The organism is Burkholderia pyrrocinia, from assembly GCF_018417535.1.
GTDB lineage: Bacteria > Pseudomonadota > Gammaproteobacteria > Burkholderiales > Burkholderiaceae > Burkholderia > Burkholderia pyrrocinia_E.
The window spans coordinates 21,221-39,945 of the sequence record NZ_CP070978.1 but is presented as its reverse complement, the minus strand read 5'-3'; the positions used below and the strand labels follow the sequence as shown (position 1 = coordinate 39,945).

Here is an 18,725-nt window from a genome sequence, read left to right as displayed (position 1 = left end):
GCCGCGTATCACTGCACCATGTTGTTCAGCTCGATGATCGGCATCATCACCGCGAGTACGATTACGAGCACGACGCCGCCCATCGCGAGGATCAGCAGCGGCTCGAGCAGGCTCGTCAGGAACATCGTGCGACGCTCCAGCTCGCGCGATTCGCCTTCGGATGCGCGATCGAGCATCGTCGTCACGTCGCCGGTCGCCTCGCCCGAGCGGATCAGGTGCACGAGCACCGGCGGGAACGTCTTCGTATGGGCCAGCGCGCGCGACAGCGCCGTGCCTTCCCGAACGCGCACGATCGCATCGTCGACGTTCGCGCTCATCGCGCGGTTCGACAGCGTCTCGCCGGCCGCCTGCAATGCGCGCAGGATCGGCACGCCGGCGGCCGTCAGGATGCCGAGCGTGCTCGCGAAGCGCACCGTGTTGTAGCCGCGCACGAGCTTGCCGGCGAGCGGCGCGGTCAGCAGCCAGTGATCGAACCTGAGCCGCGGCCCTTCCTGAGACAGCACCTTGCGGATTGCGAAGACGATCGCGACCGTCGCGAGAAGAGACGCCCACCACCAGTGCCGCACGAAATCGGACAACGCCATCATCACGACCGTCAGCGTCGGCAACTGCTGCTTCGTGCTGGTGAACACGTTTGCCACCTGCGGCACCACGTAGCTCAACAGGAACGTGACGATGCCGAACGCGATCAGCGTGACGATGCCCGGATACGTGAACGCGAGCAGGATCTTCTGCTTCAGCGCGTTGCTCTGTTCGATGTAGTCGGCCAGGCGCGACAGCACGACGCCGAGCTTGCCCGTGTGCTCGCCGGCCGCGACGAGCGCGCGATAGATGTCGGGAAAATCGCGCGGGTGCTGGCCGAGCGCATTCGCGAACGAATGCCCGCCGACGACTTCCGCGCGGATCGACGCCATCAGCTCGCGCAGGTATTCGCGCTCGGCCTGCTCGCTCAGCACCGACAACGATTCGTCGAGCGGCAGCCCCGCGATCAGCAGGCTCGCGAGCTGGCGCGTGAGGATCGCCTGCTCGCGCTGCGACAGCTTGCGGCCGAGCGACAGGCGTTGACGACGCTCGCCGTGCTGGCGTTGCCCGGCGAGTTCGACGACGAGCGGCGTGAGCCCCTGCGTGCGCAGATGACTGCGCCCGGCGCGCGCGCTGTCGGCTTCGAGCACGCCTTTCAGCGTGCGGCCGGTGGGATCGATCGCTTCGTAGCGGAATGCCGACATGTCTGTGCCCTCGTGTCACGCGTAGGACTTTCCGACGACGTCGCGCAACGCGCCGGACGGAGTCGCCGGGGAAGACTAAGGAGCGAACCGGCGCAAATTTGTGACGGATGTTGGGCTACCTTTTTGGGCAGGGTTTATTACTTTCGGTCGTTATTCTTATATCGGAAAAACGATTTCATTCCGGATCGCGCCGGAGGTCATTCAAGCATTAACGATCAGGCGCACGCGAATCAGCGTTATTTTATAAAACACATTCGATAAATTTCAGGAATGTCTCGACAGAGGGCTAATCCGTTTCTGGAAGAAATGTTCCGTAGCATTCGCCACGAAACTGACTTGGAGTTGCTATAGCGCGGCACCTCATGCCGGGCGGCGTCCGTGTGACGCGCGAAAACGCGCCCCAGCACCCCGTCCACGTCTGCTCGAAGGCGAGCAGCAACGCTCCACGGTGCAATCTCAACATCTGGTAATTCCGGCACACATTGGATATCGACTAAATCGCCTCTTTATCAATCCGAATAACGCAATGGATTATTCGATGAAAATGTTACGCACCATTCGTTATGAAAAATTCACACGCGTCATACGGATTTCCCCCTACATTTACCCGGCGGTCCATAAGCATTCCAACCGCAGTAGCAGGGGTTCCCGTTTATCTTCGTTCAAGGAAATTTCTCATGAAATCCAGCAAGCGCAAGATCTGTCAAGTCCTCGCTCTCCTCGTTTCCGGTCTGGGCGCCACGGCCGCGATGGCCTCGCCGAACGTGCAAGGCGGCGGTTCGTCGCTCGTCGCCCCGACCATCGGCGCGATCGGCAACAGCGCGACCGAAATCGGCCTGTTCGGTACGGCCGAAGGTTCGTTCACGTATTTCTCGGTGGGTTCGGGCGCAGGCCAGAACGCATTCCTGAACAACCAGCCGACGTTCTTCGGTGCCGGTGTCACGGGCACGGTCCACTTCGCGAACAGCGATGCCGCACTGTCGACCGCCCAGCTCACGTCGTACAAGGCCGGCCTCGGCGCGACCAACGGCCCGCTGATCCAGATCCCGTACGTCGTCACGCCGATCACGGTGCCGGTCGTCAACGGCCCGGCCGTGACGAGCACGACGACGCCGCAAACAACGCCGGGGCAGGCGCATAGCATCGCGCTGAACGACGACGATCTGTGCGGAATCTTCTCGGGCAAGCTGACGAACTGGAACCAGGTCACGAATCCGGAAACGACCGCGGTCTATACGACGAACGCGCCGATCAAAGTCATCTATCGTTCGGACGGCAGCGGTACGACCGAACTGCTGACCCGTCACCTGGCAGCTGTCTGTACGACTGCCAATACGGCTACGGGCGTGACGTTCGTCGACTCGCTGACGTTCACGGCATCGTTCCCGGGCGGCGTCGTACCGTCGAACTTCACTGCGGCTTCGGGCAGCGGCGGCGTGCGCAACGCGCTGTCGGCTTCCACCGGTGCTGCGGTCGCTTACCTGAGCCCGGACTACACGAACACGTTCCTCGCGCCGTCGAGCACGGTCGTGACGCCGGCCGGCGCGCTGCAACTTCCGGTGGCGAGCCTCGTGAACAAGACGAACGGCACGTACTACGCGCCGACGTATGCCAATGCATCGACGGCGCTGGGTTCCGTTACCCCGCCGACTGGCGCGCGCGCGTCGAACCCGGCGAACTGGGTGCCGGCCGCTGGCAATCCGGCATCGGGCTATCCGGTTTCGGGCACGAGCCAGATCATCCTGAGCCAGTGCTACAAGGACGCAACGGTCAAGACGGCTGTGCATGACTTCCTGAACAGCCACTACACGAATGCCAGCTTCGCATCGATCGTTCACGGCAACGGCTTCGACACGGTTCCGTCGAACTACCGGACGGAAATTTCGAACGACTTCCTCAGCAACGTGAACGGCGGCAACCTCGACATCGGCAACGCGAGCGTCTGTACGGGCACGGTCACCGGTCGTTAAGCGGTTCGGACTGTATGGTCCGCAGCTGACTCGACTGCGCCTCCGGGAAACCAGGGGCGCAGTTTTTGTATTTCCGCTCGATCCATGTTGCGCAGCGCGTCGGCCTCGATGGCCGTTCTCATCGTGATGGGTGGAAATTCGTCGAACGTCGCACCGATGATCGGAACAATCGGCAACACGAGCATCGGCGCCGGAATCACGACCGGACGATAGCGACGAAATTCGCTCTCAGTCAGTCCACATTGCATCGTGTCCGCGATGCGGGCCTTTTCTCCTTGCGCATCGTCGGGTGCAAGCTGCCATTCGTTCCGGCAGCCTGCACGACTTTTGCTCAGATCTTGCCCAACCGTGCGCGCTCGTCGGGCGTGAGCGCTGCCCGTTGCGATGGCCCCGTCTGCCCGAAACCGAGGATCGACACCGAACTCGACGGGTCATAGCCAACCTGCTGCTTGTGCTTCTTCCCGCCGTCGCCGCCCGCGTCGCCGAACCCCTCGACCTGCACCGAGATCGTCCAGCGCCGCGCCGACGCACCGGACGCGTTGTTCTTCGCGATATCCTGTGCGACCTGGGTCGCGGCCGATGCGGCCGCACTCGCAGCCGTCAACGCGCCCGTATTCACGGCCTGCACGAGCGGGATGCCGCTTGCCTTGCCGGTCACCTGGATGTTGTCCGCGTTCACGACACGCAGCGCCGCGACGTTCAGGTTGCCTGCGCGAATGCCTGCGTCGCCGGCATCGACCGTGCCGCGCGGTGCGATCAGGTTGATCGTGCCGATCGGTACGCCCGGCACGCTTTGCAACGTCGCGATGCCCGCGCCCGTGACCTGCCCGCGCGCGTCGACCGTACAGTAATGGTTTGCATCGCACACGTATTGCGGCGCAGGTGTATCGGCCGACGACTTCGCCCCCTTGCCCGCGTTGATGTCGCCGTTCGAGCTCCAGATCGTCATATCGCCGCCTTGCTCGGTGAAGATCCGGCTCTGCGCGAGCAACACGCTGCGATCCGTAAAGATGTCGATGTCACCCTTCTCGAGCGTGAGGATCCCCATCGTCCCGGGCCCGGCAATGACCTTGCCCGTTGCATCGACGATCTGCGGTGGTGCGGATGTACTACCGATCAGCGCCTGTCCGCCCGGGCCGAGGATCGATACGTTACCGCCCTGCTGCGTCTGGATGGTCGTGCTGCGAATGTCCAGGTCACCCGTATCGATCAACCTGTTCGCACCGTTGCTGCCTCCGCCGAGATTGTTGGCCGTGTAACCCAGCGAAGCCGGGAACATCGTATTGAGCGCCTCGTATCCGCGTGCATACTTCTGATAGTACGGACTGGCGGGATTGTTGTAATCCTCGCCAACGCTGGTCAGCACCTTGAACAATACCTGTTCGGCAAAGATCTGCTGAACATACGGCGGCAGCGCCTTGAATTTCGACCACGCTTCGTCCGAGGTCAACGGCTTGATCGCCGGCTGATCGTTGACCAGCCCCGTATCGACCGAGAGACCCGCCTCGTATTGCTCCATGAACGTGACGAGCGCGGGCGCCGCACTGGAAACGCCGGGTACGGATTTCGCCGGATCGACGTACGTCGAGATGAACGAAGCAGTGTCGATACCCGGCCCGACCCCGAACAACACATTGACGTTTGCGCTTTCATGCGGCAAATACGGATTGTTCGCGTTGCCGATCGCATCGATTCCCGTTTGCAGCCCGGCGACGTAACTCCCGCTGCCCAGGGTTGCAAAGGCATCGGCTTGACTCGTCAACGGTCCGATGTTCCGGCCCGCCTCGATATCAAAGGTGCCCGGGCCGCCAAGTGCAAGTACGGGCGTAACACTCCCCCCCAATCCCGCCGTATCGTAAATGTCTCGCCCGGCCACGATTCGGGTCACGTCCGACTTGCGCAGGTTCTGTCCCACGAACGACAGGTTGACGATGTCTCTGCCCGCCTGAATCAGCGCAGGCTTGTCTATCACGACCGGTACAAGATAATCGTACCGGCCCGCGATCACGCCGGTCGTCTGGAGAACACCGTCGACGATATCGCCGTTGAGACTGTAGATTCTTGCCGGCACGGCGTCGTCGCGATGCAAGCCATCGGGATCATGTGCCGCCGCCGAAGCAACCGTCGGATTCGTGACGAATACGTTCGGCCTCGCCGGTGATGGCATCGCGGACGGGGCGACGTCGAGCATACCGAATGACGGCGACCCGGTAGGGGGCCCCATTCCGTTAATGGTCGACAGATTGACGGACTGGTCGGCAATCAGATTCAGATTGCCCGATGCCGACGGGTAAAGCTCGCCGCTCGCTGCCACCGTGATGCCGCCGGTGAACGCGGTCAAGTCCACCGACGCCGGCAGGATGGACGACAGGTCGAGCTTGCCCGGTGTCATCGGGTTGAAATTGCCGCCGCCGATCAGCGCGACGTTGGAAAGCGTGCCGATCGATACATCGCCCGTCGTCGACGCGATATTGACGGCGGATGTCGACGAATAGCCCTTCATGTCGGCTTGTTGCTTGTACGCAGACAACAGTACATTGCCCTGCACATACGACGGATCGAGCACGCGCCCGATGCTGACGCCTTGTCGCGCGTTTACGTCGAGTACGCCATCCTGCGTAGCCAGCAACGTATCCATCGTCACGGCCCGCGCACCGTCAAAGTTCGGAGGCACCACAATATCCGCCCCGATCTTCCCGCCCGCGGTGATCGTGCCCGATCCTTTCGCAACGAAATAGCCGCCGCTCAGAATGTCCCCGCCGGCCCGCACGGTCAGATTGCCACCGCCGATCGTATTGACCGTCGGGCTATCGGTATTTGCGCCAGTCAGATACCACGTCGTCGGCAACGACACCGACAGGTCGGAAATGTTGCCCCCAGCCGACACGGAGACATTTCCGCCCGAACTCAACACACCTTGGTCGAACGCGCCGAAGTTGATCGACGTCTGGACGGTCTGAGTCACGGGATTCGTTGCGCCGACCATCCCGGTCGGATTACCGATCTGCATCCACTGCCACCAGAATTGACTGATGTTGGCGCCACTCCGTCCGGTCACCGTTCCGTTCGTATCGATCACGTACTCGGCGCCCGTGATGTCGCCCTGCGCGTGGATCGTGATATCGCCCGCCGAATCGGGGCTCACGGTCGGCGTAATCAGAATGTCCTGATAGCCGGTTCCGGCATGCAGGATTGCCAACGTGGGGCTGCCCGCAGGCGCCGAAGCCGCGGGCGCACCGCCCGTATAGATCACGCCCGGCACGAGCACATCCGCATCGTTCGCTTGCGCGGCACCTGCGTCGAACAACGCGACACCGTTGGCCGCCGCCACGTCGATCGCCCCCGTTCCGGTACGGATCGACGTCGGCGCAAGCACGGCGAACCCGGTGTTGGCGACGTACGTCGTATGGCCGTCGAACACGACACTCCTGCCGTTCGTTCCGCCCCCGGCTGTCAACGGTCGAAGCGCAAGCGGATTCGTGCTGTCCAGGTCGGCGCCCGCGACCACCCGGAACGAACTGCTCGCTCCGCCGGCCAACGATGCGGACTGCAGCGGAATCGGATCGCCCGCGACAGGTGTCGGCGACGGAGAATTGTCGGTCACGGCCGGCAGGCTGATCGTCGGCGTAGCAATCACCGCAACAGGTTGCACGGCAGGTGCTGCAACGGTCGCGATCGAAGGCCATGCGCCCTTCTGCACCCGGAATCGAACTGCATCGCTCAGGTATTTCTGATACTGATTCAGATAGATCAGGTAGGAACCGGGATCCGTCGCTTGTTGCGCGGCAGAAGGCGCGACCGGTGCATTCGGTTGGCCGGGCACCGGGCTCGTACCGTTGAGCGTCAGCTTGTAGACGATTCCGATGTTGTTGAAACTCGGATCCCAGTTTAGCGCTGACGAAAGACTGGTCGCGGTCTGGTCCAGAAAATTCGCATACGCCATATAGAGCGCATAGTATTCTGCAATCTCGTCCGGTGTACCGCCAACCGGCTGCCCAGGGGCGAACGCTACATTTTTCTTCGCGTAGTACCAAATCCCATAGCCATAGGCTGCGTTGTAACCGGACGCCAGATTGAAAATGGCGTCCGCTACGCTCGACGTAGACAGCGGCGGCACCGGAATCGTCCCCCCACCGCCCAACGGATTCGCAATCTGGAAGAACCCATCCGACAGGCTCGCCTTCACCTTCACGTTGTTTTCGGCGCGTAATGTAACCACCGGCGCCTGCCCGTCAAACCGGAACGCGAGATTCGTCGGCGACGTACCCGCGCCGAGGTTCCAGTTCGTCAGCACCTGGATATCGCCGCCATTGATCGTCGAACTCGGGTTGTCGAGTTCGATCCCCGGCACGATGCGCGTGTTCGCAATGCCCCTCCCCGCGAACGGATCGACCAACGTATCGAGCCCATGCTGCACGAAGCCCATCAGCGTACCCGGCGCCGTTGTCGACGCATCGCCGTTCTGGTATCCGTAGAAGGTCTGGTGATCCGCATTCGCGCCACCGCTCGCAGGCGCGAAGTACATGTTGTTCAGCCCGCCGAACCCGATCGCGGAATTGCCGCCCTGAAGCTGCGCCTGCGTGACGCTCGCCGATGCACCCGTCGCCTGGTTCGTCAACGTGCCGCCACCCGAGCCGTCCGGCGTAAACGAGAAAGTCGCCGGCGTGCCGGACGTCCCCTGCGCGGTAAACGTGCCGGCCAGCAAATGCCCGCTGCGGTCATACCATCCCGCCGGGTCGATGATGCCGTCGAAGTGCTTCGCGCCCGTCGTCGCGTCCGTCGTGCTCCACACCGCATACGCTTCCAGCGACGTCGCGCGCGAACCGGCGATCCCCTTGCCGTTGTTGAACGTATCCGGCAGATTGAAATTCACACCGTTGTCGATCAACAGCGGTGCGCGGAAGTTCACGGTGCCGCCCGACAATCCTCCCGCCGTCCCGCCCGACACATCGATCAGCGCATTCGCGCCGAGCGTGATGGCACCCGAATTCCCGCGCAGGATGTTCTCGTAACCATAGGTCGCGTTGTACGCGTTCGAATTGCCGTTCGCATCGACGATCGTCGGATCGAACAGCGCGGTCGTACCGATGTTGACCTTGCCGCCGCGCTGGTTCGGGTCCGAACCACGTGCGAGCAGCGAACCTTCGATGTCCACGCCGTTGCGGCCGTACAGGTCGATCTCGCCGCCGGCCTTGCCGGACGCGTCGATCGTCCCGAGCACGTTCACGTTGCCGTTCGCCGTATCCGCCGCGCTGCCCGAACCGCCATCGGCCGTGAGCAGCACCGAATGCGCGGTCAGCCTGTTGCCTTGCGACAGCGTCAGGTTGCCCGTCTTCGTGTGAATCGCGATCGCCTCGTTCACGCCGCTCGACGCGAGCGTCTTCGACAGCGCATCGAGATCGGCCGCGCCGCCCGTATTCAACGAAAACGAGCCGCCCGCATAACCGCTCGCCGCGCCGCCCTTGATCGTGCCGTTCAGGTTCACGCCCTGCTGCTGCGCCGACAGCGCAAGGCTGCCCGCGGCACCGCCGCCGCTCGCCCCGGAAAAATCCAGCGTCGAGCCGGCCTGTACGTCGACGGTGCCCGCATCGGCCGTCAGCGTGATCGACCCGGCCGGCGCGTAACGCGTCACGTCGAAGAACTGCTTCGACACGCCCGCCGAACTGACCGTCGATCCGCCGCCGATCGTCAGGTTGCCGCTCGTTGCTTCGAGCGTCACGTTGCCCGCCGGCGCGCTGATCGTCGCGCCATTGTCGGCAACGGTGCCGCCGATGAAGGTCCACGCACCGCCGACCGCATCGTGCTTCAACGGCGTGCCCGATGCACCGTTCAGCGTCAGCGCACCTGTCGTCTTCACGGTGGCGGCCGAGCTCGTATCGGCCAGATAGACCGGCGCGTTGAGCGTCACCGGCAGCGCGCCGAAGTCGAACGTGCCGGTACCCTGCCCGACGATGCCGCCCGTCGCATTCATTACGGCCGAGCCGAAGCCGCTCGCCGCCTTCGAGCCGGTGCCGAAATCGATCTCCTTCGCGTTGACCGTCAGTGTGCCGCCGCCGGCCGTCGTCGCGCCCGGCGTGGCACCCATCTCGTTCGTGAACGCGATCTGCTGCGCGTTCAGCGTCACGTGACCGCCATCGCTCGTGAAGGTGCCCGCGCTCAAGTCGACGTTGTTGCCGAACGTCGCGTTCACGTCGCCGACGAAACCGATCGCACCGTAGCTGCGCAGCGTCACCTGCTGTGCATTCGAAAATTGCGCGAGGCCGGTCGGGTCGATCACGAAACCCGGCAGGCTCGCGGCCGCGCCGCCGCTCGCGTTCGTGAACGTGATCGCTGAGCCGTCCGCCGTGATCGCCTTGGCCGACAGCACGGCGGACGGATCGACCTTCAGGTTGCCGGACGAATCCAGCATCAGCGCCTGGCCGCCCGCGAGCGTCGCACCCGCGCCGACCGTCAGCAAGCCCGTGCCCGTGCCGCCGGTACGCGTCAGCGGTGCCATCGCGCCGTTCGACACGCGCAGCAGCGCACCGTCGCCGGCGATCGCGATCGGCTGGTCCTTGGCTGCCGGATAGTCACCCTGCGCGGCAATCGACGCGCCCGCATCGACGCGCAAACCGTTCGCCGCATTCGGATCGGTGCCGCTGCCGTCGGTCTTCGTGACGAGCAGGATCTCGGGGCCCTTGAGCGTCGTGTTCCCGGCGTTCGACAGGACGACGCTGTTCGCGATCGGCGTGATCGTGACGCCGCTGGTCGTCGTCGCACGCGTGCCGCCGATCAGCAGGCTGCCCGCGTTCAGCGAATCGAGCGCGTCGCTGCCGATCTGCAGATAGCCGGGCAGCGCCGCGCTGCCGTTGCCGGTGATCTGGATGTCCTGCGATGCGATATCGACCTCGGCCGGCGCACCCCCCGCACCGGCGGCCGCGTTCAGCGTCGCGCCGAGCGTCAGCGCCTTCGTCGCGGCCAGCACCAGCTGGCCGCCGTCCACCGGCAGCGGTGGCGTCACATTGCCCTTGCTCGCGGCGAGTTTCGTGAAATACGCGTTCGCGCCCGTCAGCGTGTATTGCGAGTACTGCTGCCACACACTGTTCGACTGTACGTTGAACAGCGTCGGCGTCGCGCTTCGGCTGCCCGTCAGCGTGTCCGCGAAATAGCCGGCCGTCACCACCGTGCCGTCCTGCAGCACCTGGCTCGCGCCCGGCACGACGTTGCCGGACGTATTCGACATGGTGACGCGATATGCACCCGGCAACGTCGCGTACTTGCCCGGCAGCAGCGTGTAGTAGCCGGCCGGCAGCCCCGGCACGCCCGACAGGTACACGGCCTTGCCGACCGCATCGCTCATGCCGGCCTGACCGACGCCGAGCGTCGCCGTCGCGGTCGTCGCCGTACCGTTCGCATTGGTCGACGGCTGCACCGTCTGTGCGAACGTCGGGTCATAGGCGGCGACGGGCGATTGCTTGCCCGGCACGATCGCATAGACGTTGCCGGCTCCCGCGTTGACAGGCACGGCTGTCGCGCCCTTGCCGCTCGCATAGCTCACGTTGTATTGCGACAGCACGTCGCGCGTGCCGCCCGTGCCCGGCACCCATTCGGCGGCCTGCAGGTCGCCGCCGCCGGACAGGTCGATCGTCGCGCCCTTGTCGAGTGCAACGTTGCCGGCGTTCACGCCGACATATTTCGCAGGCGATGCGGTCAGGTCGGCCGTCGTCGTGCCGGCGACCGGATTGAACTGCCACTCGACCCCGTCGATCGTCGTGCCGTACGGGATGACCAAACCTTCGTTCGACACCGACGTCACGCTGCCGCTTGCCAGCCTGACCGAATCCGTCGCGACGAGCGGCAGGCCCGCGAACTGCGCCTGCGTTGTCGTATTCGACGGATCGCCGATACCGAACACGAGCGTGCCGGACGGTGCGCGCACCGTGCCGCCCTGCACGATGTTCGCCGCGTCCACGAGCAGCGTGCCGCCTGCGGACAGCGGCGTGCCCGACGCGCCGTTCGCCGCGAACGTGACCGTCGTCGGCGCCGGTTTGCCCGTGGCCGGATCGGTCGGGCCGACCGCGTCGACGATGAAGGTGCTGCCGGTCGCCGGATACAGGTCCGCTGCCTTGAACGTCAGGTCGCCCGGCGTATAGAGGATGCCCGGCGTCAAGGTTTGGCCGGCATTCGTCGAACTCAGCCGGATGTCGCCGCCGCTCGTGAAGTTCGCATGGCTGAAATTGTTGAGCTGAAGCTGGTTCTTCAGGTCGATGAACGACGCATTCACGTTCAGCGTCGCATCAGACAGCGTCGCGACCGGTTTGAACGCGGGTGCCTGCGTCTGGATGAACGGCCCAGACAACGTGACGTAGGGCGCATCGATTTCCACCGTCGTGCCGAGTGGCGTTTGCGGCGCCTGTGCCAGCACGGCGTCGACCGCCGACGCAATCGTCCCGTCCGGCTTGCGTACCGGCGTCGACAGCAGCGTCGACAACTGCCCCATGCCGATGGCCGCAATGCGTCCCGCATTCAGGGTCACCGATTCGGGCAAAGACAGCGTAACGTCACCCGCAAACAAAATCTGTGTCGGTGATACGCCGAAGAGATTCGGCGGCGTGGCACCGCCGAGCACCAGGTTTGCTATGCCGGACCCGGTCAACCGGTCGGCCGCGAACTGGATCACCCCGGTCGGCTGGCCGATCGGCAAACCGGTTGTCGGATCGATCGCCGACGTAAAATCCTGTCCCGGCGCCAATCCCGCAGGCACGAGCGTTCCGTCTTGCCGCACAACCAATGCCGTGCCGCTCGCGCCATCGTTTTGATGCGGCAGGATCGTCAACGTACCGCCGCGTGCCTGCGCCGCCCCGGCATGCCCCGCCAGCGTCGCATCGGCGAACGAGCCGTTCGCCGCCAACAGCGTGATCGAGCCGGCATCGCTCCAGACCGGCTGCGAAGCGTAAGTACCATTGGCCTGCAACCGGTCGAAATTCGCCGACGTGCCGGACACATCGATCTTCGAGCCCGCCTGCGCTACCACGTAGCCCGTATCGCTCGACATCGTCACCGAGCCGCCGGGCAATACCTTGCCCGAGTTCGGCACGACCGTCGTCGCGCCGATCTTGACCGGCGCCGCAAGCGGATTGGCCAATGCCGTGCCCGATACGTCGAGCGACGCATCCGCGCCGAGCCACACCGACTGGCCCGCGCTCCGGAAACCGGTGTTGAACTGCCCGGCCTGCGCATACGTGCCGCCGCCGTCCGCGCTCAGCGTGATCGATCCACCGGGCGCGACGATCGAGCCGAGCACCGTGACCTGTGTCGGCGAACCGAGGCCGATGCTCGCGCCGGCATCCGCATGGATCGACGCTCCTTCCGACACAGTGACCGCGCCGGTCCCGCCCGGGTACGTTGGCACCGCGCCGGCTGAAGTCAGCCACGACGTGTAATTGCCGCCCGTCAACACGAAGTTCGTCGCCTGCCGGTGATACGCATCGAGCTGGCCGATCGACGTCAGGCTGCCCGCCGACAGGTTCGCGCCCGTACCGGCCTGTTGAAGCGCGACCGCATCCGGGATGCGGTTCAGTTGTGTCACGCCGACCATGGTGCCCGGCGCGACGGTCGCGTCGTAATACGCGTTCAGCACGTACTTGCCGAACCCTTGCCGCGCGAAGAAGGTCTCCGGGAGATACACGTCGAACGGCGACGCGGCCGCCGCATCGCCACCGATCCGGAATCCGAGCGCCTGAAGCGTCAGCGTGCCGCCGCCCGAAAAACCTTCGCTCAGGATCGTGCCGCCCAGCGCAAGCGTGCCGGCCGTCGGCTGCGTGGCGGGCAGCTCCGCACCGCCGCCGCCATCGGTCGTATGACCAAACTGTTTCGATTGCGGTGCCGCATAAGTCTGCAACGACACGTTGCCGCCACGCCCGGCCGGAACGCCGTTCTGCATCAGCATCTGGCCATTCGCCAGCATCTCGCCGCCGCTCGACACGTCCAGCACGCTGCCGGGCGGTAACAGGACCGAGCCGGTCGCGTCCGCATAGCCGGCGCCGGGCACAATCTGCGAATTCTGGATTGCCGACAGCGAGATCGTGCCGCCGTTGATGAACTGGCTGTTGCCCGGCGTCGAACCGGGCGCGGCCTGCACGTCGTTGTTCACCCATTGACCGGCAGCACTGATTGCCCCCTCCGGCCCTACGATGACGTTACCGCCGCTTGCAATCGAAATCGATCCCGACGGCACGATCAGCTTGCCTGCCACATTGACGTCGGCGCCGGGACGCGCGCTGCTGAGCGAAATGGAGCCTCCCGGCTGCAATTCCAATTGCGTGCCTTGCGGCACCACGATTCCCTTGCCGCCGACCTTGTCCTCGGTCACGTTCAGGTTCGCGAAACCACCGTTGTTCAATGTCGCGACCGGTACGACGGTGGTCAACAACACGTTGCGCGGGTCCGTGGCGGGCAGCGCCTGCAAAGTCTTGACGTCGAGCGGCGTATCGATGGAGAAACCCCGCGCGATCTCGTCGAGCGACGGTGCGTTGTCCTGCAGCACAACGAGGCCGGTGGCGCCGGTTCCCGCGTCGTGGTTGTTCGACGTCAGATGCACCAGCGCAGTGCCGTCGAGCTTCGGATCGGCCCCGAGGTTGAACGTCCCGCCGCTCGGCAGGCTGTTGCCCTGCATCTGCTTCGCGCCGCCGAACGCCTGCGCGCTGATGTCGCCGTCGAGCACCGCCGTCTGAGACGCATACACGTCGAGCGTGCCCGCATTGCCGCCGACGATGTAGTCGCCCTGGTATGCACCCGCCGTCTGCAGCGGGTTGTACCAGGACTTCGTCACGCCCCAGCGTGGATGCGATTCGATGAATTGGCCGGCAATGCCGACATAGGTGTCGTATGGGCTCGCCTGCCCGATCGGCACAATGGCGCCGTTCGCATCGACCAGGCGCGTCGTGTTGACCATCCCGCCGTCGTAATGCACGTAGCCGCCGTTCAGGTTCATCGACGAACCCGCCGCGGTCATCACCTCGTTGCCCGACAGCGTGATCGAACCGCCGTTGGTCAGCAACTGGTCGACCATGCGCGGAATCAGGTTCACATAGCCCGACAGGTTCAGGATCGGGCTGCCGACCCACTGCACGCCGTCGCTGCGCGTGCCCGTCAGCGTGCCGTCGAACACGAGGTTCTTGTACCCGAGCAGGAACCCGTTGCGCAGCAGCGGCGAATCCGCGAGTTCGTTCTGGCCGATCCTGTCGACCGTCACGAGTGTCTGCGAGATCGGCACTTCGACGTTCGCGAGGCCCGACACGTCGATCGTCGCGCCGTTGTCGACATAGATGCGGCCCGGCACGGCAGTCTGGCCAGCCGGCGTCTGCGCACCCGACGTGGACGGTGTCAACGCCGCGACGGTGACCTTCGACCCGGGCGCCTCGATCAGCGAGCCGCCCTGGAACCAGATCGAGCCGGCCGTCATGCCGATGCTGCCCGGCGTGAACGTCGCGCCTGGCGTCGACGGCGTCGTCTGACCGTTGCCGTCCGGCATCACCGTCGTCACCGAATCGGGGCCGAAGCTCAGCAGGCCGGCGCGATGCGTATCGCTGCCGGTGCTCTGCTGGCTCGTCGTCACAAGCCCTTGTCCAAGATACGCGGCGCCGGCCGGATTGTTCGACTGGTATTCGTCGACCGTGGAAATCGTGATCGCGCCGGGCGCGTTGACGCTCGTCGTCACGCCGACCACCCCGTTCTGCGCAACGCGGCTGCCAAGCAGGTTCACGTTACCGCGCGCAGCTTCGACGATGCCGGTATTGGTCAGCGTGCCGGCCGGCGTAAGGTCGATTGTCCCGCCGTTCGGCCCAAGCAGCAGAATCTGCCCGCTCAGCTCCGGCAGCAGCACCTGAGGATTCACCGTGGCGCCGCTATTGGGCCGCAGGCTCACGCCGACGCCGGCCGCCAGCACGACCTGCCCGTCCGTCGCCTTGATGTGCCCCGCGTTCGTCACGTTCGGCGCCGCGATCATGACGAAACCGCCGTCGCTCGCGTTGCCATTCGCGTGCGTGGTGATCGACGCCCCCTGTTCAATGGTGACATCGCCCCACGGTTGATACTGGCTTGCAGACGTGAGGTTGACTTGATTGCCGAGCCCGAGCACCTCGTTCGGCACCGTGCTATTGCCATTCACCGCCGTCGAGCTACCCGACTCCGGATACGCGAGCCCGCCCGTCGTCCCGGCCGGCAGGCTCAGGAACTGCTTGTTGCTCGCGACGATCCCGGCGGCATCCTGCGCAAGCGTGTTGTCCGTCACAACCGGCACCCGGTTCAGCAAGGTCTGGTTGTAGTTGTTCATGTTCAGCACGTCGAGCGACGACGCCACCAGCGAATGCACATTCACCTGCGACCCGGCGCCAAACAACACGCCATTCCGGTTGATCACATACACCGCCCCCTGCGCGGTAATGTTCCCGAGAACCTGGCTAGGCCTGCCGCTCGGATCGTTGACCCGGTTCAACACCGCCCAGTTGTTCGCGCCGTTCGTCTGCGTCCCGCGCGACTGGTCGAAGTTCAGCGTCGTCTGCCGCCCGACGTTCATCGTCTCCCACGTCAGCACCGCGTTCTGCCCGGTCTGCTTGACGTCGACGTTCACGTGCCCGGTCGCGTCGGTATTTTGCGTCGGCGCGTTCGCGTTGAACCACAGCACCGGGTTGTTGGTATCGCCCGTCGCCCCCGCCGCGACCTGCAGCCCGCCGGGCGCGAGCCCGTTCGGCACGGTCGACGGCAGCTTCGCCGCCGCCGCGGCCGCGTTCTGCTGCGCGGCGATCTGCGCGGCAATCGCGTGCGCGGCATAACCGAGGTTGCGGATCGACGGCTGGCTCGCCTGCAGCGCCTGCTGCGGCGACACACCGAGATTCGGCATGCCCGGCGTAGCGCCGACACCGCCCGCGCCGCCGCCCGCCGCGCGCGCAGTGGCCTGCCCGAGGTTCATGATGCCCGCCCCGTGCGCATGCGCGGACACGCCTGCCGCGAGCATCAGCACGACTGCCCGGTACAGCGGGCTAAGTTCCGACTTCAGGACCGACCGCGAGGCCGTGGCGCGAGGTTGCCGATCCGTACGTGCGCGTGCTGCCATTCTTTCCACCCCGATGCTAGGAAATTGCGCGCGGCGCCGGTCCGGCACCGCACATGTCGTTGCGCCCGAAACAGGCCGCTGGAATCCGGAGACCATACGAAGCGCGAATGGCAGCGACATGGCGACTGTTACGGACCATTCCGGCCGCCGCGAAAAGGTCCGTAGCTTTTGTCATGGAAGGCCGGTCACGCCGCCCCGGAACGCCCGCGGCGTGCTGCGCCAAGCGCTTCGGCCACCCGCTCGACCACCGCCGGCCAGTCGCCGGGCCGCGTCTGCCGGAACAGCGTCGCGGCCGGATACCACGGGCAGTCGTCGCGCTCGAGCAGCCAGCGCCAGTCCGGCACGCGCGGCAGCAGCACCCACACGGGCCGCCCGAGCGCGCCGGCCAGATGCGCGACCGACGTATCGACGCTGATCACGAGATCCAGCGCGTCGACCAGCGCGGCCGTTTCCGCAAAATCCGTGAGCGCGTCCGCGAACGACAGCACGCCGCTCGCGGCGAACGCATCGGCATCGCGCGCGCGTATCTGCGGCTGCAGGCTCACGAACGTCGCATCGCGCGCGGCGACGAGCGGCACGAGCGCGGCGAACGGTATCGAGCGGTTCTCGTCGTTTGCGTGACGCTGATTGCCGGACCACGCGAGCCCGACCCGCAGCCGGCCCGGCGGCGCAAGCGCGTCGAGGCGCTGCGCCCACGCATCGCGCCGAAGCGCATCGGCGCGCAGGTACGGCACGTCGGCCGGCACCGTGTCGAGCGTCGTGCGGAACGCGTACGGCAGGCTCATCAGCGGACACTGCAGGTCGAACGCCGGCGTCGGCTGCCCGTCGGTAACGATCCGGCTCACGCCGCGCAGCGTGCCGAGCAACTCGCCGAGCGCGGCCGGCGCTTCGACGATCACGGTCGCGCCGAGGTCGTGCGCGAGGCTCGCGTAACGGCAGAACTGCAGCGTGTCGCCGTAACCCTGTTCCGCGTGCAGCAGCAGCGTGCGGCCCGCGAGCGGTTCGTCGCCGGTCCACAGCAGCCGATCGGCATGACGCCGGTGCAGCACCACGTCGGCCGCGTCCCAGCGCGTCTCGTGCTGCCGCCAGCCCGCGTCGAAATCGCCCATCAGCAGCCGGCAGAACGCCTCCGACCGGCGCGCGGCGCCGTGGTGCGGATCGCGCCGGCACGCGTCGGCGTAATCCGCCAGCGCCGCATCGTAGTCGTCCAGGTGCTGGCGCGCGAGCGCACGGGTAAACAATGCCTGCGCGGCGTCCGCCGGCGCGGCCGCTGCCGCCGCGTGGCTCGCGAGCGCTTCGTCGTAGCGGCCGAACTGCTGCAGCGCGAGCGCGCGGTTGTAATGCAGCTCGACATGCGGGCCCGTCAGCGCGAGCGCCGCGTCGTAATCGGCGAGCGCGTCGTCGAACCGGCCGAGCGCACGCAGCGCGGCCGCGCGGTTGCGTCGCGCGTCGATATCGTCGGGTTTGCGCACCAGCGCTTCCCCGTACGCCTGTACGGCTTCCGCATGACGTTCGAGCCCGAGCAGCGCATTGCCGCGTCCGACCCATGCCGCGACGTTGCCGCGATTCAGCGCGAGCAACCGGTCGCAGCGTTTCAGCAATTCGTCGCGGGCGTGCAGCAGATCCAGCGCGACGCAACTCGCGTACAGCAGTTGTTCGTCGTTCGGCAGCCGCGCAAGCCCCTCGTCGAGGCACGCGAGCGCATCGGCCGGCCGGCCGAGTTCGGTCATCGCCACGCCGCACGCATAAACGAGATCGGGCGTCTTGCCGCGCACGACCATCGCAAGCTGATAGCTGTGCAACGCCTGCTCGCGATGACCGAGCGCGCGCAACGCATGCCCTCGTTCGGCATGCGCGGCCGGATCGTTCGCGTCGATCCGCAGCGCGCGCTCGATGCTGATCAGCGCGTCGGCGGGCCGCTCGAGCCGCCTGAGCGTCTCGCCTCGCTTGCACCACGCGGCCGCGTGGGCCGGCTCGCGCACGAGTGCGCGATCGTATGCCGCGAGTGCCGCGTCGTATTGTCCGAGCGCGAGCAGCGCATCGCCGCGCGCCGCATTCGACGGCGCATGGTCCGGGTCGGTCGCGAGCGCGCGATCGGCAACCGCGAGCGCGTCGCGATGGCGACCGACGCCGGTCAGCGCCGCCGCGTGATTCGCGAGATTCCACGGCTGGTTCAACCCGAGCCGCATCGACCGCGCAATCAGCGGCTCCGCGCGCACGGGATCGCCGAGCTTCAGGTAAACGAGCCCGAGCAGGTGCAATGCCTCGACGTTGCCGGGTGCCATCGTCAGCACGCCTTCGTAGAGCCGCCCGGCCCCCGCGAAGTCGCGTTGTTCGAGCCGCGCGCGCGCATTGCGTAACGCGTCGGCAAGTACCGCATGCAGCGGCACGGCCGCGGCGCCCGGCATGGCGTCCGCCATTGGCGCAGCCTCGCGG

General features: G+C 65.8%; 5 protein-coding genes. 1 reads left to right on the top strand and 4 read right to left on the bottom strand.

Annotated elements, in window-relative coordinates:
• Window positions 1-8: 8 nt before the first annotated feature.
• Entirely contained in the window at window positions 9-1,226 is a 1,218-nt protein-coding gene (gspF, locus tag JYG32_RS18295) for a type II secretion system inner membrane protein GspF (protein ID WP_213266440.1), read from the bottom strand.
• A gap of 677 nt (window positions 1,227-1,903) precedes the next feature.
• On the opposite strand from gspF, the gene JYG32_RS18290 reads away from it, so the two are divergent.
• Window positions 1,904-3,196: a substrate-binding domain-containing protein gene (locus tag JYG32_RS18290; protein ID WP_213266439.1), complete on the top strand. Its 1,293-nt coding sequence runs from the start codon at window positions 1,904-1,906 to the stop codon at window positions 3,194-3,196.
• On the opposite strand, the gene JYG32_RS18285 is transcribed toward JYG32_RS18290, so the two are convergent.
• From JYG32_RS18285 to JYG32_RS18275, 3 genes are all read right to left on the bottom strand, one after another.
• Window positions 3,193-3,444, bottom strand: a complete 252-nt coding sequence (locus JYG32_RS18285) for a hypothetical protein (protein ID WP_213266438.1) — start codon at window positions 3,442-3,444, stop codon at window positions 3,193-3,195. The two genes, JYG32_RS18290 and JYG32_RS18285, sit on opposite strands and share 4 nt — an antisense overlap.
• An 83-nt stretch (window positions 3,445-3,527) precedes the next feature.
• Window positions 3,528-16,289, bottom strand: a complete 12,762-nt coding sequence (locus tag JYG32_RS18280) for a filamentous haemagglutinin family protein (protein WP_213266437.1) — start codon at window positions 16,287-16,289, stop codon at window positions 3,528-3,530.
• 185 nt (window positions 16,290-16,474) lie between these two features.
• Complete coding sequence (locus JYG32_RS18275) at window positions 16,475-18,709, bottom strand: tetratricopeptide repeat protein (protein WP_249744809.1); 2,235 nt, start codon at window positions 18,707-18,709, stop codon at window positions 16,475-16,477.
• Window positions 18,710-18,725: the final 16 nt, after the last annotated feature.

Excerpts from the sequence above, each read along its gene's own strand:
- gspF (WP_213266440.1), bottom strand. The coding sequence starts at position 1,226 with ATGTCGGCATTCCGCTACGAAGCGATCGATCCCACCGGCCGCACGCTG.
- JYG32_RS18285 (WP_213266438.1), bottom strand. The coding sequence starts at position 3,444 with ATGCAATGTGGACTGACTGAGAGCGAATTTCGTCGCTATCGTCCGGTC.
- JYG32_RS18275 (WP_249744809.1), bottom strand. The coding sequence starts at position 18,709 with ATGGCGGACGCCATGCCGGGCGCCGCGGCCGTGCCGCTGCATGCGGTA.
- JYG32_RS18290 (WP_213266439.1), top strand. The coding sequence starts at position 1,904 with ATGAAATCCAGCAAGCGCAAGATCTGTCAAGTCCTCGCTCTCCTCGTT.
- JYG32_RS18280 (WP_213266437.1), bottom strand. The coding sequence starts at position 16,289 with ATGGCAGCACGCGCACGTACGGATCGGCAACCTCGCGCCACGGCCTCG.